This window comes from Parazoarcus sp. PS-13 R2A (assembly GCF_057621855.1).
On record NZ_JBYEXN010000008.1, the window covers coordinates 157,882 to 179,727 of the forward strand.

Consider the following 21,846-nt stretch of genomic DNA (forward strand, 5'->3'; position numbering starts at 1 on the left):
CTCGACCACTGCATACAAGGTTCCCATGACCCAGACCGGACTCTTCGGGACGGAGACGCTCGCACTCCACGCGGGCCAGTCTCCCGACGCCACACACGGCTCGCGCGCAACACCGATCCACTTCACCACCAGTTACGTGTTTCCGGATGCCGACCATGCCGCGGCCCTGTTCAATCTGGAGCGCCCGGGCCACGTCTACTCGCGCATTTCCAATCCGACCAACGCGGTGCTCGAAGAGCGTATCGCTGCCCTCGAAGGCGGTGTGGGCGCGATCGCGGTCGCCAGTGGTCAGGCGGCGCTGCACCTCGCGGTGACCACGCTGATGGGCTGCGGTGGTCACATCGTTGCCTCACGCTCGCTCTACGGCGGATCGCACAATCTGTTCGCCTACACCCTGCCCCGTTTCGGTATCCAGACCACCTTTGTCGATCCGCGTGACGCCGACGCCTGGCGCGCCGCCATCCGCCCCGAAACCCGCCTGCTGTTCGGCGAGTCGATCGGCAACCCCGGGCTCGACGTGCTCGACATTCCCACCGTGGCCGGAATCGCCCATGCGGCAGGCCTGCCGCTGCTGGTGGACGCCACCCTCGTGAGTCCGGCCCTGCAGCGCCCTTTCGAACTCGGCGCAGATCTGGTCATGCACTCGGCCACCAAGTTCATCGGCGGCCACGGTGTCGCCGTTGGCGGCCTGCTGGTCGACGGCGGTCGGTTCGACTGGGAAGCCTCGGGCCTGTTTCCGACCCTGACCGAGCCCTATGACGGCTTCCACGGCATGAACTTCGCCGAAGAGTCTCCGGTCGCCGCCTTCCTGCTGCGCGCCAGACGCGAAGGCCTGCGCGATTTCGGCGCCTGCATGTCGCCAATGAACGCCTTCCAGATCCTGCAGGGGCTGGAAACCCTGCCGCTGCGCATGCGCGCCCACGTCGACAACACGAACCGGATTGCAGCCCATCTGGCCGCGCATCTGATGGTGGAAAAAGTCGCCTATCCCGGCCTCGACACCCACCCCGACCACGAACTCGCAGCCCGTCTGCTCCCCGACGGCTGTGGTGCCGTGCTGTCCTTCGACCTCAAGGGCGGACGGGAGGCCGGGCGCGCCTTCATCGGCGCGCTGCGCCTGTTCTCGCACCTGGCCAACGTTGGCGACGCCAAGTCGCTGGTCATCCATCCCGCCAGCACCACCCATTTCCGCATGTCTGCAGAAGATCTCGCGGCCGGGGGCATCGGCGAAGGCACGGTCCGGCTGTCCGTGGGCCTGGAGAGCAGCGCCGACCTGCTGGCTGATCTCGATCGCGGCCTCTACGCCGTGGGCAAGCTCAACAAGGCATAAGCAACATGGACATCCTGATCAGGCAACAGACTTGCCGCATCTACACCGGTGGACGCGATTTCGACCGCGAACGCCCCACCGTCGTCCTGATTCACGGCGCCGGACACGACCACAGCGTATGGAACTACCAGGCCCGCCATCTCGCGCATCAGGGCTTCGGCGTGCTCGCACCCGACCTGCCGGGACACGGCGCATCGCAGGGCGTACCGCTGCAGTCGATCGACGCGATGGCCGACTGGCTGCTGGAAATGCTCGATACGGTCGGCGTTGCCCAGGCCAGCCTCGTCGGCCACAGCATGGGCTCGCTGATCGCGCTTGCCGCAACCGCACGCGCCGGTGAACGGGTGAGTGCCCTGGTTCTGGTGGGCAGCGTGGCGCCGATGCCGGTCGCGCCCGCGCTGATCGAGGCAGCATCCAGCAAGCCTGCGCGCGCCCACGCCATGATCAATCAGTGGTCATACAGCCTGTCAGCCCAGCTTGGCGCAAGTGCGACGCCCGGCACCTCGCTGCTCGGCATCAACCAGCGACTGATGGAACGCCAGGCCGCCGGTGTGCTGGCGACCGACCTCAGTGCCTGCAACGCGTGGGCCGATGGCCTCGCGCGCGCACCGGACATCCGCTGCCCGACCCTTCTGGTCAGCGGCGAACGCGACCAGATGACGCCTCCACGTGCGGTAAAACCCTTATACGAAGCACTGGTCAACGCAGCGGGCGGTGCGCGTATGATTACCGTGGCTGGCGCCGGCCACGGAATGATGGCGGAATCACCGGACGCCGTCACAAATGCAATTCGGGGGTTTCTCAGGACATAACAACACGTATTCGAACAGGCGGTACGGATCAGCAGCGCGATTTGGGCGCTGCGGTCAGCTCGCCGCCGGTTCACCCCGTTTTGCTGCAGCGAACATCCAGAATAATGACAGGAGAGAGACATGTCGCAGCCAAACGATGCCGAGCTGGAAGCGGCCGCAGCACTGCCCTTCCCCACCGTGAGGGACGTACCGTTCACTGCACCCATCAGCTGGGTCGCACGCGCATTCGGTGACCTCAGGGCCTGCCCGGTACCAAGCCTGTTCTACGGTTTCTGTTTCGCCGCGATGGGCCTGCTCATCACGTTCGTGTTCGAGCACGCCTACGAATACACCTCTGCGCTGACCTCGGGCTTCCTGCTGCTCGGTCCGTTCTTCGCCATGGGCCTGTACGAGATCAGTCGCCGCCACGAGCGCGGCGAAAACTGCGCGCTCGTCCCGACGCTGACCGTGTGGAAGCGCAACGCGGGCAACATCGGCATCTTCGCCGTCGTGCTGGGCGTGGTCTTCCTGATCTGGGCACGCGCCTCACTGGTCGTGTTCGCGCTCTTCTACTCCAACGAAATGCCCAATCTGTCCGGCTTTCTCGGACAGTTGATGGCGTTCGAGAACATCGAATTCCTGCTGGTCTACTTTGGCGTCGGCATGGTCTTCGCCATCATCGCGTTCGCGGTGAGCGTGGTCTCGATTCCGCTGATGCTGGACCGCAACCAGGACGCCATCAGCTCGATGCTGGCCAGCATCGCGGCGCTCACACGCAATCCCGCGGCGATGATCGTATGGGCCCTCCTGATCGCTACGCTGACGATCGTCGGTTTCCTCAGCTTCCACCTGGGACTGGTCGTTCTGATGCCCGTCATCGGCCATGCAACCTGGTACGCCTACCGCGACCTCATCGAACCGCTGCCGGCAAAGCCGGCCAAGACGGCGGCCTAGGCTGAGTCCATCAGATCGAGGACCACCGGCTGGTGGTCCGACGCGGCCGTCTCCGCCGCCACCCTGAAGCCGGCCACGGCCGGCGCCAGATCCTCGGTCACGCAGAAGAAGTCGCAGCAAAAGCGGTCGTCGGGCCAGTCGGCCCCATGCAGACCCACGGTTGGCGCGTGGGGCAGACCGGGATTCATGATCTGCCAGGCATCGCGCCACTGAGGCACGTCGGGCGCAATCGGCGCCAGCAGCGCAGTGTGATCGGGTGACCCCGGCAAACAGTTGAGATCCCCGCACAACACCGCCGCTGCGGGTCGTGGCCAGGGCCGGAAGCCCGGATTGGAATCCTTCGACAGACCCGGCGCACGGGCGTGGGAGACCGCTTCACGATGCAGTTCGCGCAAGCGCGCAATCTGCGCGCCACGCTGCAATGCCGAGTAGTACTCGAGATGCGTGGTCAGCACCCGCAGCGGCCCGCGAGGCGCCTCGATCACCGCTTCGATGCACAGGCGCTGCATCGCAGGCACGCTGGGATCGGCGGGATACGGCAGGACATGCCGGAAGACCTGACCGAGCGGGCGCCGCGACAGGAGCAGATTGCCGAAACGGGCGCGTCCGCCCTTGCCATCGGGCACATCCAGCGCAGCGCCGAACACCGCTTCGTAGCCGGGAAATGCCGCACTCAGAATCGCAACGCCGTCTTCCGCAGTCGCGCCCTTCAAGCCCGGAAAACACTGCCCAACTTCCTGCAGGCAAATGACATCGATATTCCCGATTTCACGCAGGGCAGCGATGGTCCGGTTCAGATCGACCCGCCCGTCAGCACCACGTCCCCATTGGATATTCCAGCTCACGATACGCATTCTGGTTTCCGCTCACGCTTTCACAATGGCATGATCCTAGCCTGTACCCACCCGCAGCGTCATCTCAACATCCATGCAAGATCACGCGCAACATGATCACGAACACGAAGCCGAGGCCGCCGGCACGAACACCAGCCATGGTCACGACCACCATGACCACAGCCACGCCTCAAGCCGCTGGCTTCCGCTCGCGCTCCTCCTGACCCTCGGATTCGCGGCGGTTGAAGCGATCGCCGGGTGGTGGTCGGGCTCGCTGGCCCTGCTCGGCGATGCCGGGCACATGGTTACCGATGCGCTGGCGCTCGGGATTGCGGCACTCGCTGCGCGCCTCGCGCTGCACCCGGCCAGCATACGGCACTCATTCGGGCTGCCTCGGGTCGAGTCGCTCGCCGCACTCGCCAACAGCGTGTTCATGCTCGGGCTGGTGGCCGCGCTGTTGTGGCAGGCGGTGCTGCGTCTCGGCGACCCGCGCGCGATTGCGGGCGAGACGGTGACCGTTGTGGCGCTGATCGGCCTTGGGGTCAATCTGCTCGTCGCCTGGCTGCTGACGCGGGGCGAAGCGGACCTCAACACCCGTGCCGCCCTGCTGCATGTCCTGGGTGACATCCTCGGCTCGATCGCTGCGCTGGCCTCCGGTCTGGTCATTCAGTACACCGGCTGGCTCGCAATCGACCCCTTGCTCACCATGCTGATCTGCGGGCTGATTCTTGCCTCCACGCTGAACCTGCTGCGGCGCGTGGTGCATACCCTGCTTGAGGGCGTTCCCGAGAACCTTTCACTGCCCGAGGTCGGCCACGCCATGGCTGCCGTCCCGGACGTACGCTCGGTGCACGATCTCCACATCTGGAGCCTCGACTCGCATCACCCGGCCCTGTCCGCTCATCTCGTCATCTCCGATGCGGGACGCTGGCCACGGATCCTGGCCGATCAACGCGCGCTGCTGGCAAGCCGCTTTGGCATCGACCACGTGACCCTTCAACCTGAGCTGCCACCCGACCAGCCACTGGTGTTCTACCCCAGCCGCAGCACGAACCATTCACGTATCGCCGCCGATAGTCGATAATCGGCGTGTTCACAACGGGAATTCACAATGCATTCGGCACAGGAAATCGTCTGTCAGGTCGACGCGCTCGCCACGCTACCCACGGTTTATCACCGCATTCGGGAGCAGCTTGAGTCGGCCAACGGATCGCTGCTCGAGGTCTCGCGACTGATCTCGGCGGACCCGGCGCTGACCGCAGGCGTGCTGCGACTGGTCAACAGTGCCTATTACGGTTTCGGCGGCAAGATCGATACGATCGAGCGCGCAGTGCCGATTCTCGGCCTGCAACAGGTGCACGATGTGGTGCTCGCGATGACGGTCAGCGCGATATTCAAGGGCATGCAGCCCGAGCACATGGACGTCGATCGCTTCTGGCACGGCAGCATGATGTGTGCTCTCGCGGCCCGCAGCCTTGCCCGCACCGCGAAACACCCCGGCGCCGAACGCATGTTCGTGATTGGGCTGCTCTCTGATATCGGTCACCTGGTGATGTACGAAACCGTGCCGCAACTGGCGGATGAGGCGCAGTCGCTTGCGGACGAAAGTGGAGAACCGCTCCACCTCGCCGAGCGCCGCATTGTCGGTTGCGATTACGCCGAAGTCGGTGCCGCGCTGATGGATGGCTGGAAACTGCCGGCCTGTTTTGCCGAAGTGATTGGTGCGCAGGTCCTGCCCCGCCTGGCCGGAAGATTCACCAGCGATGCCAGCGTGCTGCACATTGCCCGCATGATTTCTCATGCCGACCGCTATGGCGAGTCCAGCGACGAGGCTGCTGCGCGACTCGATCCCGTGGTGTGGCTTGACGCCGACCTCGACCCGGCGAGCTTCACGTCCTCCAGGGAAGAGGCCGAGCTCAGCCTCGCGGCCTGCATCTCGGTCTTCCTGCCCCATCGGCATAGCCGCTAACGCTCCCCCCCTTTTCCAAGATTTCACTCAATGATTCGTGATGTATCCCTGTCGGCGATTGTCGCCGGCTTCGTCGCGGTGCTGGTCGGCTATACCAGTTCCGCGGTTCTGATCTTCCAGGCCGCCGACGCCCTCGGTGCGAGTCAGGCCGAAATCGGGTCCTGGATGGGCGCGCTGGGCATCGGCATGGGCCTGAGTTCAATCGCGCTGACCCTGCGCTATCGCGTCCCTGTACTGACGGCGTGGAGTACGCCGGGCGCCGCAATGCTGATCACGGCCGCTGCCGGCGTGCCGATGAACGAAGCGATCGGCGCCTTCCTGGTCTGTGCCGCGCTCATCACGGTGGCGGGGTTCAGCGGCCTGTTCGAGCGCCTGATGGGCCGCATCCCGATCTCGCTGGCAGCAGGCATGCTGGCCGGCGTGTTGCTGCGCTTCGGGCTGGATGTGTTCGTGGCGATGAAGACGGAGTTCATGCTGGTGTTTCCGATGTTCTGCGTCTATCTCGCCGGACGCCGCTTTGCCGCGCGCTACGCCGTCCCCCTCGCGCTGCTGGTGGGCATCGGCATTGCCTCCACCCAGGGCTTGCTGCATGTCGAAGCGCTCGAGCTTGCGCTGGCGCGCCCGGTATTCACCATGCCGGCCTTCTCTTTCAGCGCCCTGATCGGCATCGCGCTGCCCCTGTTCGTGGTCACCATGGCCTCGCAGAACGTGCCGGGCGTTACCGTCATCAAGGCCTCGGGTTACACGGTGCCGGTGTCGCCGGTGATCGGATGGACCGGGGTCACGACGCTCCTGCTTGCACCCTTCGGTGCCTACGCGCTCAACCTCGCGGCGATCACCGCCGCCATCTGCATGGGTCGGGAAGCCCACCCCGACCCGGACCGGCGCTATGTCGCCACCCTGTCGGCGGGCGTTGTCTATCTGGTTCTTGGGGTTTTCGGTGCGACCGTGGGTGCGCTGTTTACCGCCTTTCCGAAAGAGCTGGTGCTCGGCATTGCGGGCCTTGCCCTGCTCGGCACCATCGGCAACGGCATGGCGATGGCGCTGCGCGATGACAACGAACGCGAACCCGCCCTGGTCACCTTTCTGGTCACCGCCTCGGGCGTGTCACTGCTCGGCGTCGGATCGGCCTTCTGGGGCATCGTGGCCGGTACGATCGCCCTGCTGGTGCTGCGCAGCGGCGCCACGCGCAGCAAGCAGGCCTGACACCGACAGGCGCGCGGACAACCAGCGCCAGCCTGCCTCCAGGGCGCTGGCTGCCGGCGCCGACAGCGGCTCACCCAGCTCGAAGGACTCACCCCGCAGCGCAAACACGAACGCGGGCGGCGGCGCCCTGCCCTCGATGCGCTCGAACACCGCAAGCAGGGCCGCCGGCGACAGGGCATGACTGAGCAGCGGCGCAGCCGAATCAGCCTCAATCGGGCGCAGTTCGAACGCCTGCCCCAGACCGACGGCGGCATCGATGAAAAGCACCGCCGCTGCATCGCGCAGGTCCAGCGCGTGCTCGATCTGCAGCTGATACTCGGCCAGCAGTTTCACCCCGGGCGGCGACGCCTGTTCGATGCGCGCACCCAGTTGCGGGCCGAGTGCATCATCGCCACGGGCATCGTTGCCGATCGCGAACACCACCAGCCCGGGGACGGTGCTCAATCGCGCACCACGCGGTCGAACACCTCACCGTCGGCGCCCGCCAGTTCGACCACCAGCGGCATCTGGCCCAGCGCATGGGTGGCACACGACAGGCAGGGGTCGAAGGCGCGGATAGCCACCTCGATATGGTTGAGCAGACCCTCGGTCAGCTTGCGCCCGGACAGGTAACGCTTGGCCACCTCGCGCACCGCGGTGTTCATGGCCTGGTTGTTGTGGGTGGTGGACACGATGAGGTTGCACATCGTCACCAGGTCATCGTCGCCCACCTGGTAATGGTGAATGAGCGTTCCGCGCGGTGCTTCGATGATGCCCACGCCCTCGTGGCCGCGCGTGCCCTTTGCCATCAGCTCGCCCGCAGTGCAGTCCGGGTCGTCGAGCAGGTCGCGGATGACTTCTGCCGCATGCAGCATCTCGATCATCCGCGCCCAGTGATAGGCCAGCGGCGCATGGATGACGTCACCCTTGCCATGGTCGATGAACTCCCGCCGCTCGGCCTCTGCCAGTGGCGAGGGGATGAAATCGCAGTTTTGCACCCGCGCCAGCGGCCCCACCTTGTACCAGCCCAGGTCGGGGCCACGCTCGATGAGATAGGGAAACTTCATGTAGCTCCAGGACTTCACATCTTCCTGCAGCACCTGGTGATAGTCCTGATCCGCCACCTGATCGCGGATGATCCTGCCGTCACCATCGCGGAAACGCAGCACCCCGTCGTAGAGGTCCATCGCGCCATCGCTGCGAATCAGGCTGGCCAGCCCGGAGCGGAAGGTCCCGAAGACGTCGTACAGGCCGGGGGCGGCACGGTGCAGGCGCTTGACCAACTCGACCGCAGCCTGGCTCCACGCCACCATCTGGTCGGCATCGGCACGCAGCATATCGCGGTCGGCCAGCGACAGATGACGGTTCATGCCACCCGGTACGGCGCCGGTGCCATGAATGCGCTTCCCGGCCGTGGCGCGGATGACCTCCTGTCCGAACTTGCGCAGCAGCACGCCCTGGCGTGCAACCTCAGGATAGGCGCCTGCCACACCGACGATATTGCGTTGTCCGACCTCGGCATCGAAACCGAACAACATGTCCGGCGACGACAGGTGAAAGAAGTGCAACGCGTGCGATTGCAGAATCTGGCCATAGTGCATCAGCCGTCTGAGCTGCACGGCGGTCTGCGTCGGCGGCACCGCACCCACTACATGATCGAGCGCCTTCGACGCCGCCAGGTGGTGGCTGACCGGGCAGATGCCGCACAGGCGCTGCACCATGACCGGCACTTCCCAGTACGGACGGCCCTGAATGAAGACCTCGAAGCCACGAAATTCAACGATGTGCAGCCTTGCCTCGCAGATCTGATCATCGTCGTCGATCAGGAGCGTCACGCGACCATGGCCCTCGACCCGGGACACCGGATCGATCGCAACCTTGCGCAGTTTCTCGCGTCCCGCGGCAGTTTCCAGTTCGGCAGTCATTGGCGCCTCAGTCGAAATGCATCATCGGATACGACAGCCGTGGCGTGCGCCCGGCGATCAGATCCGTCAGAAACTTCCAGATCGCCTCGCCCGAAGGCGGGCAACCGGGGATGAAATAGTCGATCCGCACCAGCTCGTGAATCGGCCTCACCTTGTCGAGCAGCAAGGGCAGCTCGGGATCGTTCGGCACCCCGCCTTCGCCCAGACCCTCGCGCGACATGTAGACCTCGCGCAGGCAGGCTTCGAGATCGAGGTGGTTGCGCTGTGCAGGCAGGCCACCGTTGATCGCGCAAGCGCCAACGGCAATCAGGGTCTTGCAGTTACGCCGGAACTCGCGCAGCACGTGCACGTTTTCGGCATTGCACACGCCGCCCTCAATGAGGCCGATATCGCACGGACCGCAGTGCTTGATGTCGGTCAGCGGCGAGCGGTCGAATTCGGCCAGCTCGACCAGTTCGAACAGGTGCTCGTCGATGTCGAGAAAGGACATGTGGCAGCCAAAACAGCCGGCAAGCGAGGTGGTCGCAATGCGAACCTTGGGGCGCAGCGCATTCATTTTCCGTCCTCCATGGCCACGATGTGAATGGGCTTCTCGTCGTACGTGCGGTCGCCGATCGCCTTGGCGAAACCGACACGCTTCTTCAGGATCACGCCCACCGGACAGATGTTGGCCGCAAGGTCATCAGCTGCAAGGTCGGTGTCGCCCAGTCGGCCCGACTCGGCATTGACCACCAGATGCTTGTTGATGCCGCGGTTGGTCAGCGCGAAGACGTTCTTGCCATCGACATCGCGACTGGCCCGCACACACAGCTCACAGAAAATGCAGCGGTTGAAGTCGAGCAGCACGTCGGGGTGCGAGGCATCGACCGGTCGCTCGGGAAAGAAATGCGCGAAGCGCTCGCCGGTCATCTCCAGATCGTAGGCCAGCGCCTGCAGCTGGCAGTTGCCGCTCTTCTCGCACGAGGGACAGAAGTGGTTGCCCTCGACGAAGAGCATCTGCAGCAGCGCACGCCGCTCGCCGTTGATCTCCGGCGTGTTGCTCTCGACCTCCATCCCTTCCTTGGCCGGCATCGCACAGGACGAGACATGGCGCCCGGCCACCTTGACGATGCACAGCTTGCACGACCCATGCGGCGGGAAGTCAGGGTGCCAGCACAGATGCGGAATGTAGTGCCCCGCAGTACGGGCCGCCTGCAAAATGGTCTGTCCATCCTCGAACATGACCGGACGACCGTCAAACAGAAACTGCTTGCTCATCGCGCTGTCCTCAATGTCAGGCTGTCTGATCCGATCCCTCGGAACTGATGTGTGCTGCAGCGTCATCGCGACCGCTGGCACGCCGGGCCGCAGCCAGTGCGGCATCGAGATCGAAGGCAGGCTCGAAATCCAGAGACTGCAATCGGCGTTCGTAGGCGGGGCGGAACTTGAGCAGGGTGTCAATCACCGGGTTGGGCGCGGCCGAGCCGAGCCCGCAATGACTCGCGTTCTTCAGCAGGCGGTCGATCCACTCGATATCGGCGAGGTCGGTCTTTGCGCCCCGCCCGTCCGCGAGCTTCTTCATCGCCTTTTTCAGCAGCGCCGTACCCACCCGGCACGGGGTGCAGAATCCGCAGCTCTCGTGGGCGAAGAAGTCGACGAAGTTGCGCGCCACCTCGAACAGGTCTCGACTCGAATCGAACACCATGAAGGCACCCGCGGTGGGCACGTCCTCGAATGCGATGCGGCGGTGAAACTCGTAACTCGCGAGCGTGATCCCTGCAGCGCCGCCCACCTGCACGGCCTGGATGTCGGACGCACCGCAATCCTCCAGCACGCGCTCGATCGGTACGCCGAAGGGGTACTCGTAGATGCCGGGATGCGCGCAGTCGCCGGAGATCGACAGGAGTTTGGTGCCGGTGGACTGTGCGGTGCCGGTCGCTGCAAACGCCTCACCGCCGCCGAGCGCGATCAGGCAGGTCTTGGCAAGCGTCTCGACGTTGTTCACCACCGTCGGTCGTCCAAGGTAACCGTGCGTCACCGGAAACGGTGGCCGGATACGCGGCGTGCCACGCTTGCCCTCCAGCGACTCGAGCAAGGCGGTTTCCTCGCCACAGACATAGGCGCCGGCACCGAGATGGATCTCGATGTCGAAATCGAAACCGGCAACGCCCTGTATGCCGCGACCGAGAAGATTCTCCGCCCGGCGCAGATCGAGCGCCTCGCGCAGCGGCTCCAGCAGATAGCGGTACTCGCCGCGCAGATAGATGAAGCCCTGCCGCGCGCCCACCGCCCACGCCGCAAGCGTCATGCCTTCGAACACGACATCGGCCATGCGGGTCAGCAGCACCCGGTCCTTGAAGGTGCCGGGCTCGCCCTCGTCGGCATTGCAGACCACCACCTTCTCTGGCGCGGCTGCGTCGCGGCAGGCCATCCATTTCACTGCAGTGGTAAAGCCCGCCCCACCCCGACCGCGCAGGTTGGAAAGCTGCATCTGTTCCATCCAGCCGTCGCGCCCGAGAGCGACCGCCGCACGCAGCGCTGCGCCGGGCGCCATTTCCAGTTTGAGCAAGGCATCGGTGCGATGGATGTTGTCGTCGACACGGAAAAACTCGGGTGGCCACGACGACAGGGGTGCCTCGCGCCGGATGAGCTCCGCAATCTGGTTGATGCGCTGATGCGACAGACGGGTCAGCGGCACGCCATTGACCAGCAGTGCCGGGCCCTGGTCGCCCATGCCGATGCAGGAGGTGGTCTCCACACTGACGAGGCCATCTTCCGACACCCGCCCGGGCTCAACCCACAACTTGCTGCACAGCGAGGCCATGAGCTCTGCCGAGCCCTGCATGCGTTCGGTGATGTTGTCGGCAAACAGCAGATGAAAGCGTCCGACCGGGCGCTTGTGCAGGAAGTGATAGAAACCGGCAACGCCCTCGACCCTGGACCGCGGGATGGAGAGCTCAGCCGCGATCAGCGTAAGCACCTCCGGAGACAGCCAGCGTGTTTCGTCCTGCACATCGATCAGGATCTGCAGCAGACGCGTGGCGTCTCCACCATGCTTGCTGACGATGCGAGGAACGAGAACTGCGGGAACTTCGTGGGAGGTCATGTTTGCCAGGCTCCACTGCAAGAGCACGGCCCATTATAGTCCCGCGGCGTTCGCGGAAAAAAATCAAATCGGCATGTGATGTCGACCAGGGCACGACCGCAGCCATGTTTTCATGGTGCACGACGCGGGCGGTGCCCACCCCCCGATTGAATGGACCGCCCTTCGGCCTTCGACCCCGCCCGAAGTCCGGCAAGACACACGGCCAGCGCTCACACGCTCGCGTCTGCGCGCCCCGGTCGGGCGCAATGCAGACCAACAGGAAGCCGCCGCATCAGCACGCCATGGGGAGAACCCGCATCCACTTCCCGGTTCGCACGAGGGCGCCATGAAATTTCTTGATCGAGCTGCCACGACAAGGGCATTCCGTCGTCGAACAGCGCCCCGACAATGGCGTAAACCCCGCTAAAACACTGGCTTTTCGGGTCGAAACCCGACAAAAAACACCACTACATGTAGTGTAAATTTAGCGCTTGACGCACAAGATAAAATCTTAAACTACTGTTTTTATTTGTTTTTATTTTTTTGCGAAATCAACATTTAGGCGCTATGCTTCGGCTTGTTCCAATCCATACCAAGGCAGATCAAGAAGATCATGAGCGCGACCACTCAGAACACTGTCAAAGCCGATGCCAGCACGCTTGAAATGCAGGAAATTTCGGGCGAAGTCCTGATCGAAAAATATGCCAAGGGCGATGAGCAGACCGTCCACGCGGTCCGTCAGCGCGTTGCCCGTGCACTTGCCGCGATCGAGGCTGAAGACAAGCGCGCTCACTGGGAGGCAAAGTTCCTCGAGGCTCAGGAAAAAGGCTTCGTGCCCGCAGGCCGCATCAACAGCGCCGCCGGCACCACCCTCGCCGCCACCCTGATCAACTGTTTCGTTCAGCCGGTGGGCGACTCCGTCACCGAATCCGTCGATGGCCGTCCCGGCATCTACACCGCCCTCGCCCAGGCCGCAGAGACCATGCGCCGCGGTGGCGGTGTTGGCTACGATTTCTCGTCCATCCGCCCCAAGGGCGCGCTGGTCAAGGGCACGGCCTCGAACGCCTCGGGCCCGGTGTCCTACATGCGCGTGTTCGACCGCTCGTGCGAAACCGTCGAGTCTGCCGGTGCGCGTCGCGGCGCCCAGATGGGCGTGCTGCGCTGCGACCATCCGGACATCGAGGAATTCATCCACGCCAAGGACAAGGGCGACCTCACCAATTTCAACATCTCGGTCGGTGTGACCGACGCCTTCATGAAGGCAGTGGAAAGCGACGGCGACATCGAACTGGTGCACAAGGCCGAGCCGACGCAGGAACTCAAGGACGCAGGTGCCTATCAGCTCGACGACGGCAACTGGGTGTACCGCAAGGTGCGCGCGCGCAGCCTGTGGGATCAGGTCATGCGTTCGACCTACGATCACGCCGAGCCGGGCATCCTCTTCCTCGACCGCATGAACCAGGACAACAACCTGTACTACTGCGAGACCATCGAGGCGACCAACCCCTGCGCCGAACAGCCGCTGCCGCCGTATGGCTGCTGCTGCCTGGGTTCGATCAACCTCACCCCCTTCGTCAAGCATCCGTTTACCGACAAGGCCGAGTTCGACTACGCCGGTTTCGGCAAGGTGGTGGACGTGTCCATCCGCATGCTCGACAACGTGCTCGAAGCCACGCACTGGCCGCTCGAGCAGCAGCGCGCAGAAGCCGACTCCAAGCGCCGCGTCGGTCTGGGCTTCACCGGCCTGGGCGACGCCCTGATCATGCTGCAGAAGCGTTACGACAGCCCCGAAGCACGCGAGGAAGGTCGCAAGATTTCCGAGTACATGCGCAACCGTGCCTATCTCGCCTCGGCCGAACTGGCCCGCGAGCGTGGTGCCTTCCCGCTGTTCAACGCCGACATGTACCTGTCCGGCGGCAACTTCGCCTCGCGCCTGCCGGCCGAGGTGAAGGACAAGATCCGCAAGCACGGCATCCGCAACTCGCATCTGCTGTCGATCGCGCCCACCGGCACCATTTCGCTGGCCTTCGCCGACAACGCATCGAACGGCATCGAGCCGCCGTTCTCCTACACCTACACCCGGCGCAAGCGCATGGCCGACGGCACCTTCAAGGAATACGCCGTCGAAGACTACGCATGGCGCCTGTACAAGCACATGGGTGGCAACGTCGACAAGCTGCCGCCCTACTTCGTCACCGCGCTCGAAATCTCAGCCCAGGCCCACAAGGACATGGTCGCCGTCGTCGCCCCCTACGTCGACACCTCGATCTCGAAGACGGTGAACGTGCCTGCCGACTACCCCTACACCGAGTTCGAGGATCTCTACCTCACCGCGTGGAAAGCCGGCCTCAAGGGCCTGGCGACCTACCGCCCGAATAACGTGCTGGGTTCGGTGCTGTCGGTCACGCCGAGCAGCGAGCAGAAGCAGCCGCACGACGTCGAGATCTCGGACGCCAACAAGCGCCTGTCGATCAAGTCGCTGCCGGCACCGGTGCTGACCAGCCTGCGCTGGCCGGGTCGTCCGGACATGCCGGATGGCAACCTGGCCTGGACCTACATGCTCAACACGCCGCAGGGTGGCTTTGCGCTCTTCGTCGGCCAGTTCGGCACCAACGGCGGCACCTTCCCCTTCGAAGTCTGGGTCAACGGTGCCGACCAGCCCCGCGGCCTTGGCGCCGTCGCCAAGACGCTGTCGATGGACATGCGCGCCAACGACCGTGGCTGGCTCAAGCTCAAGCTCGAGACCCTGTCGCGCACCGTGGGCGAGAAGTCCTTCGAGATGCCGATGCCCCCGCATGGCGAGCGCAAGCTGGTGCCGGGTGTCGTTGCTGCCTTCTCGCAGATGGTGAACTACCGCTGCGAACAGCTCGGCGCGTTTGAAACCGAGGGTCCAACGCCCGTGCTCGACACCCTGTTCAGCCTGGAAGAGCCCAAGACCGGCACGGACGGCACGCTGTCCTGGACGGTCGACATCTACAACCCGGCAACCAGCGAAGACTTCGTGCTCGGCCTCAAGGAAATCACCCTGCCGGACGGCGTCACCCGCCCCTACTCGGTGTGGCTGTCGGGCAACTACCCGCGCGCACTCGACGGCCTCACGCGCATCCTGTCGCTCGACATGCGCGTCATGGATCCGGCCTGGATCGGCATGAAGCTGCGCAAGCTGCTCGACTACCCGGAGCCGCTGGGCGACTTCATGGCCTTCGTCCCCGGCACCAAGCGTCAGCAGAACTACCCGAGCACCGTGGCCTACATCGCCCAGCTGATGATTCACCGCTACGCCATGCTCGGCGTGCTCGACGAGAAGGGCTTCCCGACCCGCGAGATGGGCATTCTCGAGACGCCACGTGACGATAACGAGCCCAAGCTGATGCAGGGTGCACTGTGCAAGGAATGCGGCAACCACACCGTGATCCGCAAGGACGGCTGCGACTTCTGCACCGCCTGCGGCGCGGTCGGCACCTGCGGCTGATACCGCAGCCCCGCCCTCCAGTTCGTTCCGGATGCCCACTCCCGCAAGGGGGTGGGCATTTTTTCTGGGCAGACCTCTCTGCAGCGCGAGGGGCCTCTGTCAGGACCATCAGTGAGGGAACACCCCCTCGCTGTGCCCCGTCATGCCTGCCCGAGATGGGGGGAGAACAGGTGGATCAGCCTATCACCGTCGATCTGGCGCAGGCACGACCCGCGTGCTTTGACGTGTAGAGCTGCGCGTCCGCAGCCTCGATCAGTGCCTTCGAATCGAGCCCGTCGGCCGGCACGACGGTCGCGACACCAAGACTGACACTGACCACCGGTGACGCATCCGAGTCGGCATGCTCGATTGCCAGCTCACGCACCAGTTCGAGAAGCTTATCGGCAACCCGGGCCGCACCTTCGGCCCCGGTATCCGGCAGCAGGCACGCAAACTCCTCGCCGCCATAGCGGGCAATGCTGTCGTAAGGACGTGACAGGCCGAACTTGATCTTCTGGGCGATCGAGATCAGGCACTCGTCGCCCGCATGGTGGCCATAGTGATCGTTGTAGCGCTTGAAGAAATCGACATCGAGCATGATTAGCGACAAGGGCGCCCCGTTGCGCTTGCAGTGCCACCACGCTGCGCGCATGTCCTCATCGAACTTACGCCGGTTGCCAACACCGGTCAGACCGTCGCGCAAGGCGATGGAGCGCAGGATGTCGCTTTGCAGCTTCAGGGCCAGGTGGGTGCGCACCCGCGCGTTCACAATGACCGGATTGATCGGCTTGCTGATGAAATCCACGGCGCCGATCTCGAAGCCGTAGGCCTCGTCGCTCTCCTTGGTCAGGCCGGTGACGAAGATGACCGGCACCTCACTGGTACGCGAATCGGCCTTCAGGCGACGGCACACCTCGTGCCCGCTCATTCCGTCCATGACGACGTCCAGAATGACGAGATCGGGGGACTGCTTCAGGCAGAGTTCCATCGCCTGCTCGCCGGAAGTCGCCATGAAGACGTCGCAATCGAGGCGAAACAGCTCATGCAGTATGCGGATATTCGACGGCTGATCATCGACGATGAGCAGCCGGGGGCGCCGGCCCAGTCCGGACAGGCATGCATCAAGGGCAGTAGACGGATTCAAAAGTCCTCCAGCAACGAACGCAGACTCACGATCGCAGCAGCAAAATCAAGGCCCTGTACCTGTCCAACGAACACGTCGTAGCGACGCTGCTGAAGCTCGGGAGAAGGGGCGGGCAAGGCTTCCACCTGGTCAATTGCCGACAGATTGCCAGATTCGAGCGCACGAAGGATAGCCTTGAGCTTCTCACGCCACATCTCCGGGCTCAGGCCGCCTCCCGTTTCGGGGGTCGAGCACTCAGCGCAGCCGGGCTCGGGCGGGGCTGCGTCCGACAGTACTGCTGCCAGCTGTTGCGCACACTGCTGCATCAGCCGCGTCAGTTCCTTCACGGCCCGAGCGTTGAGCACTCGATCGATCGGCTCCGGGTCCGCACACCGGAGTCTTGCCTCCAGCGCCGAGGCGCACTCGGCAAGCGCACTTGCGCCGATCGTGCCGGCGTTCCCCTTCATTGTGTGAAGCACATCGGCCGCGCGCACGGCATCCCGCTGCCCAATGCGCTCCGACAGATCGGACAGCATCCTGTGCTGCTCCGGCGCAAAGCCCCGCGCCAGCCTTCGCACAAGTTCCAGATTCCCGCCAAAGCGGAGCAGGATCGAAGCCAGCGGCTCGATGACACGATCCTCCTTGTGTACAGCGGACGCGTCGTCGCCCGATCCGGACGCCGGGAGCGCCTTGCCGCCGACGAGGCTGCACAGCGCCGCGACCAGTTGCTCGAGATCGATGGGCTTACCGACATGATCGTTCATGCCTGCGGCAAGGCAGGCTTCGCGGTCGGCCGGCGAAACGTTTGCCGTCATCGCCAGTATGGGCAGATCCGGGTAACGCCCGTCGGCCCGGATGCGACGGGTTGCCTCCAGTCCGTCGATATCGGGCATTTGCACATCCATGATCACGACGTCGAACGGCGGCACCTCCTCCAGCGCCTTTCTGACCCCATCCAGCCCGCACGCTGCGAGGCTCACAACGGCGCCTTCGCTGCAGAGCAAGGCCTCTGCAACCTCGCGATTCAGCTCGTTGTCCTCGACGATCAGGATGCGCAAACCGGCAAGACGCTCGAATTCCCCACCCGGAGCACCCTCCTGTGCGGTCGCCGGTGCTGCGCCCGCGCCCGCGACCGCCCCGCGCACGGCACTGACCAGTTGCTTTGGCGTCACCGGCTTGACCAGAAGGTCCGCAAACGGCGGCAGGGATGCCTTGCCCGCCCCCTCCAGCACCTCGCGCTCATAACCGGTAATCATGATGACCACCGGCGGTCGTTCCGCCCCCTGTTCATCGCGGATCAACTGCGCCGCACTCAGGCCATCGAGCTCAGGCATGCGCCAGTCCATCAGCACGGCATCGTAGGGCTCGCCGCAAAGGCGTGCCTCGCGCACACGATCGACGGCCTGCCTTCCGCTGCTGGCGCCCTGTACGAGCCACCCCTGCGCGCTCGCAGTACGCATCAACACGTCGACCAGCACCGGGTTGTCATCCACCACGAGTACCCGCAGCGGCGCACCCGCACGCCCCTCTCCCAGGCTCATCGGAATGTCCGCAGCGACGCCGAGTGTGATGTCGAACCAGAAGCTGCTCCCCTTCCCGAGTTCGCTCCGCACCTTGAGCTCGCCGCCCATCAGGCTCACCAGACGCCTGCAGATTCCGAGTCCGAGACCTGTTCCGCCAAAGCGTCGGGTCGTTGAAGCCTCGGCCTGATTGAAGGCCTCGAAGATGGTCTCGAGCTGGCCGGCGCTGATCCCGATCCCGGTATCGGTGACGGAAATCCGCAGGCGAGTCTCGTCGCCGCTGCGCCCGAGCTCGCTCACACTGACGACGATCTGGCCATGCTCGGTGAACTTCAACGCATTGCCGGCGAGATTGATGAGCACCTGCTGCAGACGCATGTTGTCGCCGAAGAGCACTGCGGGCAGATGCGGATCGACGTCGAACATGAGCTCGACATCCTTCTGCCCCCGGTTGCCCGAGAGCACCACACCCAGGCCGTTCATCAACTCGTCGAGTTCGAACGGATGCAGGTCGAGCTGGAGCTTGCCCGCCTCGATCTTGGAGTAGTCGAGCGCATCGTTCAGCAAGCCTAGCAGCGATGTGGCCGCAGAATGCGCCTTCTTCAGGTATTCGTGCTGACGGGGAGACAGCTCGGTCTGACGCACGAGCTGGAGCATTCCGAGCACCGCATTCATCGGCGTCCGGATCTCGTGGCTCATGTTGGCCAGGAAGGACGACTTGGCCGCGCTGGCAGCATCCGCCTCCTCCTTGGCAAGCAGCAGGCCGCGTTCGAGCGCGAGCTGGGCGGTGATGTCGCGGTTGATGCCGGTCACCCGCACGGCACGCCCGGCGGCGTCGCGCTCGACCTGCGCCCCCGCATGCAGGTAGCGGATCTGCTCGTCACCGTCGAATACGCGGAAGGTTTCGTCAAACACACCATGACCTTCGATCGCAGCGAGAAGGCTGGCTGCGACCGCATCGATATCGTCCGGGTGGACGCGAGTGCGCCAGTGATCGTAGTTGAGGCCGGTTTCCCGCAGCGAAAGCGGCTGGCCATAGAACTCGAACATGCGATCGTTCCACTGCAGCTCGTTGGTCGCAACATTCCACGACCAGATACCGAGCTCCGCGACTTCGGCCGCCATCAGCAGCTGGTCCCGCGCGGCCAGCAGTTCGCTGCGCTGCCTCTTCTGCAGTGAAATATCGGTGATGATGGCAACGAACATGCGCTCACCGCCGCGATCCATGGCGCCGATCGAGATCTGGACCGGAAACACCGAACCGTCCTTGCACTGCGCCGTCGCCTCGCGGCCGCCGCGCCCCGCACGCTGGTCCTCATCGAACCACGAACCTGCTACATGACGTCCATCCTCGGCCTTGTCATAGTCGGGGATTAGCTGGCGGACATGCTGCCCGATGGCGGCCTTCGCCGAATACCCGAACACCCGCTCTCCCGCCGGATTGACCGACTGGACAATGCCGCTGGCGTCGATGGTGACAACCGGATTGACCACGGTCGCCAGAATCGCACGCGTGGTTTCAAGACTGGCTGCAAGCTTCTGCAAGGCGGCCTTGCGCTCGGTGATATCGATGGCAATACCCAGATACCCGTTCAGCTGCCCGTCCTCGTCACGCATCGCGGTCACGACAAGCGTCACCGAAACCTGCGAGCCGTCCTTGCGGACATAGGTCCATTCGCGTGTTTCGGCGCCCTCGCTCTCGGAGTTGTGCACCAGCGCACGAAAACCCTCGACCGGACTTCCCAGCGCGGCACTCAGCTCGGCACTCCAGGCCGCCACTTCGTCCTCGAGATGGATCACCTCGGGCGTGCACTTGCCCACCATTTCGTCAGCGCTGTAGCCCAGCAGGCGCTCTGCACCGCGATTGAAGACGCGGATGACACCGTCCAGGTCCGTTGCAATGATCGACACCTCGGACGCCGATCGCAGCACCGTTCCAAGCAACAGGTTGAGCCTGCTCAACTCCGCGGTGCGCTCGGCCACCTGGCGCTCGAGGCTGGCGTTGAGTTCGAGAATGCGCGCCTCGGCAGCCTTCTGGTCCGAAATATCGCGTACCGTCTTGGACGCCCCCACGACCTGCCCATCGGCACCGAAGATGGGCGAAACCGTCACCGAGACATCAAGCATCCGGCCATCGCGACTACGGCGACGGGTCTCGAAGTGGGGAACCCAGTCTCCGTTGCGCAAGCGCTTGAGGATGGCAGCCTCCTCGGCCAGCAGATCATCGGGCACGACGAGATCCTTCAGACTCCGCCCCAGCGCTTCCTCGGCGCTGTAACCGAACAGACGTTCCGCGCCACGATTCCAGCTTGTTACAACGCCATCGACGGACTTTCCGATGATGCCGTCGGCCGAACTGTCGACGATGGAGGCGCGCAGGGCCTGTTCGGCCGCGATCTGACTCCGCCTCTGGCGGTTGATGCTCAACACCCCGACCAGCGCCGCCAGCAGGACGCTGCCCATCGCACCCAAGAGCATGACCAGCGCAGGCGAGGCCTGGTGCAGACCACGGATGAACAAGGGCGTCGCACTGTATTCGATCTGCCATGAACGACCATAGACCTCGCGCTCCAGGATCTGGGGAAACAGTTCCCCGTCGCTCCCGGACGCCATCTGGCCGCTTTCGAAGAACTGTACCGAACGTCCGTCAGTCACGTCGCGCAACACCAGATGCGCTTTGCTGCCATCCAGATTGAGGCCGGCCAGCACCTCTTCCATCAGCAAGGGCGCGTAACTCCAGCCAAACGCTTCCTCTTCGCGGGCCTCGACGGTATCGGGTGCGGCGCCACCCCGGTAAACCGGCAACAGGATCAGGAAAGACTGCTGCGGCTGGCCCTTGGCCTGTACCAGCGTGATCGGGCCTGTCAGCCTTGTCTGGCCCGAACGGATCGCCGCAATGGCCGCTTCGCGCCGGTTGGTCTCCGATGCGATGTCCAGCCCCAGCGCAGGACGGTTGCGCTCCAGCGGTTCGATGTACTGGATCAGGAAGCGCTCGCCGACATGGGGGTTGAGTTGCCGCACCGCGAAGCCCGGCATGTCGTCGGCACGCGCCTGTTCCACAAAAAGGGCTTCGTCGCCCACCGGGACGCGGCGGATGAAGCCGAAGCCGCGGGCGCCGGGAAACTCACGGTCCACGTCGCGCGTCGTGCTGTACAGACGAAACTGCCTGCGGCTGATGCCGTGCTCGCCGGCGGTGACGATTGCCCCCCGTGCCCCGTGCAGGCCGTATTCGTACAGCCTGATACGCTCCACGACCGCATCGGCAGTATCGCGCGCCTCGGTCGCAACCGCGGTCGCGGCAAGGTCAGTGTTCCAGCGCTTGAGTTGCCATGCGCCAAGAAGGGTCACCACCAGCCCGGCCACCAGCGCCGCTCCGGCCCATTTGTTCACCTTTGCAAAACCGGAATCAGCCTTCATGCACGACATCCTTCGAACAAATCCCGAGCCCATGAAGAAGCGCCCATTCAATCTGCAAGCATCACCTGCCCATCGCCTGCCTTCTCCGCGCTTCATCCGTCCCGGCAACCGTCATGACCTTCATGTGGCACGGGTGCACCCAGGCACATGATCACATGTCATGCCGCAAGGATACGCGTCTGCATTATCCGTAAAGTTGGCACTGTGCAAAATGGGCAGTTTCCCGCACCCGCGTGAGCCATCGGCTCCCACACAGATTTTCCCGTCCCCCGCGGACAGACTAG

At 64.3% G+C, this 21,846-nt stretch carries 15 protein-coding genes; 7 read left to right on the plus strand and 8 right to left on the minus strand.

Going from position 1 to position 21,846, the window contains the following annotated elements; genetic code table 11:
* Positions 1–25: 25 nt before the first annotated feature.
* The 3 genes from AC22G6_RS09825 to AC22G6_RS09835 all read left to right on the plus strand — a co-directional run bounded on the left by AC22G6_RS09825 (position 26) and on the right by AC22G6_RS09835 (position 3,075).
* Positions 26–1,330 carry an O-acetylhomoserine aminocarboxypropyltransferase gene (locus AC22G6_RS09825; RefSeq protein ID WP_487366635.1) on the plus strand — a complete coding sequence of 435 codons (1,305 nt, stop codon included), beginning with the start codon at positions 26–28 and terminating at the stop codon, positions 1,328–1,330.
* A gap of 5 nt (positions 1,331–1,335) precedes the next feature.
* On the plus strand, positions 1,336–2,142 hold the full coding sequence (locus AC22G6_RS09830) for an alpha/beta fold hydrolase (protein ID WP_487366636.1): 807 nt from the start codon (positions 1,336–1,338) through the stop codon (positions 2,140–2,142).
* A 120-nt stretch (positions 2,143–2,262) separates the two neighbouring features.
* Positions 2,263–3,075 (plus strand): DUF2189 domain-containing protein, encoded by an 813-nt coding sequence (locus AC22G6_RS09835; RefSeq protein ID WP_108948555.1) that lies wholly within the window; start codon positions 2,263–2,265, stop codon positions 3,073–3,075.
* On the opposite strand, the gene AC22G6_RS09840 is transcribed toward AC22G6_RS09835, so the two are convergent.
* Positions 3,072–3,929 carry an endonuclease/exonuclease/phosphatase family protein gene (locus AC22G6_RS09840; RefSeq protein WP_487366637.1) on the minus strand — a complete coding sequence of 286 codons (858 nt, stop codon included), beginning with the start codon at positions 3,927–3,929 and terminating at the stop codon, positions 3,072–3,074. The genes AC22G6_RS09835 and AC22G6_RS09840 overlap by 4 nt on opposite strands.
* Positions 3,930–4,002: 73 nt before the next feature.
* Here AC22G6_RS09840 and AC22G6_RS09845 point away from each other — a divergent pair, with 73 nt between their 5' ends.
* From AC22G6_RS09845 to AC22G6_RS09855, 3 genes are read left to right on the plus strand one after another with little or no spacing between them, the layout of a single operon-like run.
* Complete coding sequence (locus tag AC22G6_RS09845) at positions 4,003–4,992, plus strand: cation diffusion facilitator family transporter (RefSeq protein ID WP_487366638.1); 990 nt, start codon at positions 4,003–4,005, stop codon at positions 4,990–4,992.
* 27 nt (positions 4,993–5,019) lie between these two features.
* Positions 5,020–5,877, plus strand: a complete 858-nt coding sequence (locus AC22G6_RS09850; RefSeq protein WP_487366639.1) for an HDOD domain-containing protein — start codon at positions 5,020–5,022, stop codon at positions 5,875–5,877.
* Positions 5,878–5,907: 30 nt separating this feature from the next.
* On the plus strand, positions 5,908–7,083 hold the full coding sequence (locus tag AC22G6_RS09855) for a benzoate/H(+) symporter BenE family transporter (protein WP_487366640.1): 1,176 nt from the start codon (positions 5,908–5,910) through the stop codon (positions 7,081–7,083).
* On the opposite strand, the gene AC22G6_RS09860 is transcribed toward AC22G6_RS09855, so the two are convergent.
* Genes AC22G6_RS09860 through AC22G6_RS09880 form a run of 5 tightly spaced genes read right to left on the minus strand, consistent with a single transcriptional unit; the run spans position 6,985 to position 12,072 of the window.
* Positions 6,985–7,527: a hydrogenase maturation protease gene (locus AC22G6_RS09860; RefSeq protein ID WP_487366641.1), complete on the minus strand. Its 543-nt coding sequence runs from the start codon at positions 7,525–7,527 to the stop codon at positions 6,985–6,987. The two genes, AC22G6_RS09855 and AC22G6_RS09860, sit on opposite strands and share 99 nt — an antisense overlap.
* Positions 7,524–8,987 carry a Ni/Fe hydrogenase subunit alpha gene (locus tag AC22G6_RS09865; RefSeq protein ID WP_487366642.1) on the minus strand — a complete coding sequence of 488 codons (1,464 nt, stop codon included), beginning with the start codon at positions 8,985–8,987 and terminating at the stop codon, positions 7,524–7,526. The genes AC22G6_RS09860 and AC22G6_RS09865 overlap by 4 nt, the downstream gene beginning before the upstream one ends.
* A 7-nt stretch (positions 8,988–8,994) precedes the next feature.
* Positions 8,995–9,543 (minus strand): NADH-quinone oxidoreductase subunit B family protein, encoded by a 549-nt coding sequence (locus AC22G6_RS09870; protein WP_487366643.1) that lies wholly within the window; start codon positions 9,541–9,543, stop codon positions 8,995–8,997.
* Entirely contained in the window at positions 9,540–10,244 is a 705-nt protein-coding gene (locus AC22G6_RS09875) for a 2Fe-2S iron-sulfur cluster-binding protein (protein WP_487366644.1), read from the minus strand. Before AC22G6_RS09875 ends, AC22G6_RS09870 begins: the two co-directional genes overlap by 4 nt.
* 16 nt (positions 10,245–10,260) lie before the next feature.
* Positions 10,261–12,072, minus strand: a complete 1,812-nt coding sequence (locus AC22G6_RS09880; RefSeq protein WP_487366645.1) for an NAD(P)H-dependent oxidoreductase subunit E — start codon at positions 12,070–12,072, stop codon at positions 10,261–10,263.
* Positions 12,073–12,664: 592 nt separating this feature from the next.
* Here AC22G6_RS09880 and AC22G6_RS09885 point away from each other — a divergent pair.
* Complete coding sequence (locus AC22G6_RS09885; protein ID WP_487366646.1) at positions 12,665–15,523, plus strand: adenosylcobalamin-dependent ribonucleoside-diphosphate reductase; 2,859 nt, start codon at positions 12,665–12,667, stop codon at positions 15,521–15,523.
* A 175-nt stretch (positions 15,524–15,698) separates the two neighbouring features.
* Here AC22G6_RS09885 and AC22G6_RS09890 read toward each other — a convergent pair whose 3' ends face one another.
* Together AC22G6_RS09890 and AC22G6_RS09895 are read right to left on the minus strand one after the other, a co-directional pair.
* A complete protein-coding gene (locus AC22G6_RS09890) occupies positions 15,699–16,646 on the minus strand; it encodes a diguanylate cyclase (RefSeq protein WP_487366647.1) in 948 nt (315 codons plus the stop codon).
* Entirely contained in the window at positions 16,643–21,562 is a 4,920-nt protein-coding gene (locus AC22G6_RS09895; protein ID WP_487366648.1) for a PAS domain S-box protein, read from the minus strand. Before AC22G6_RS09895 ends, AC22G6_RS09890 begins: the two co-directional genes overlap by 4 nt.
* Positions 21,563–21,846 lie beyond the last annotated feature (284 nt).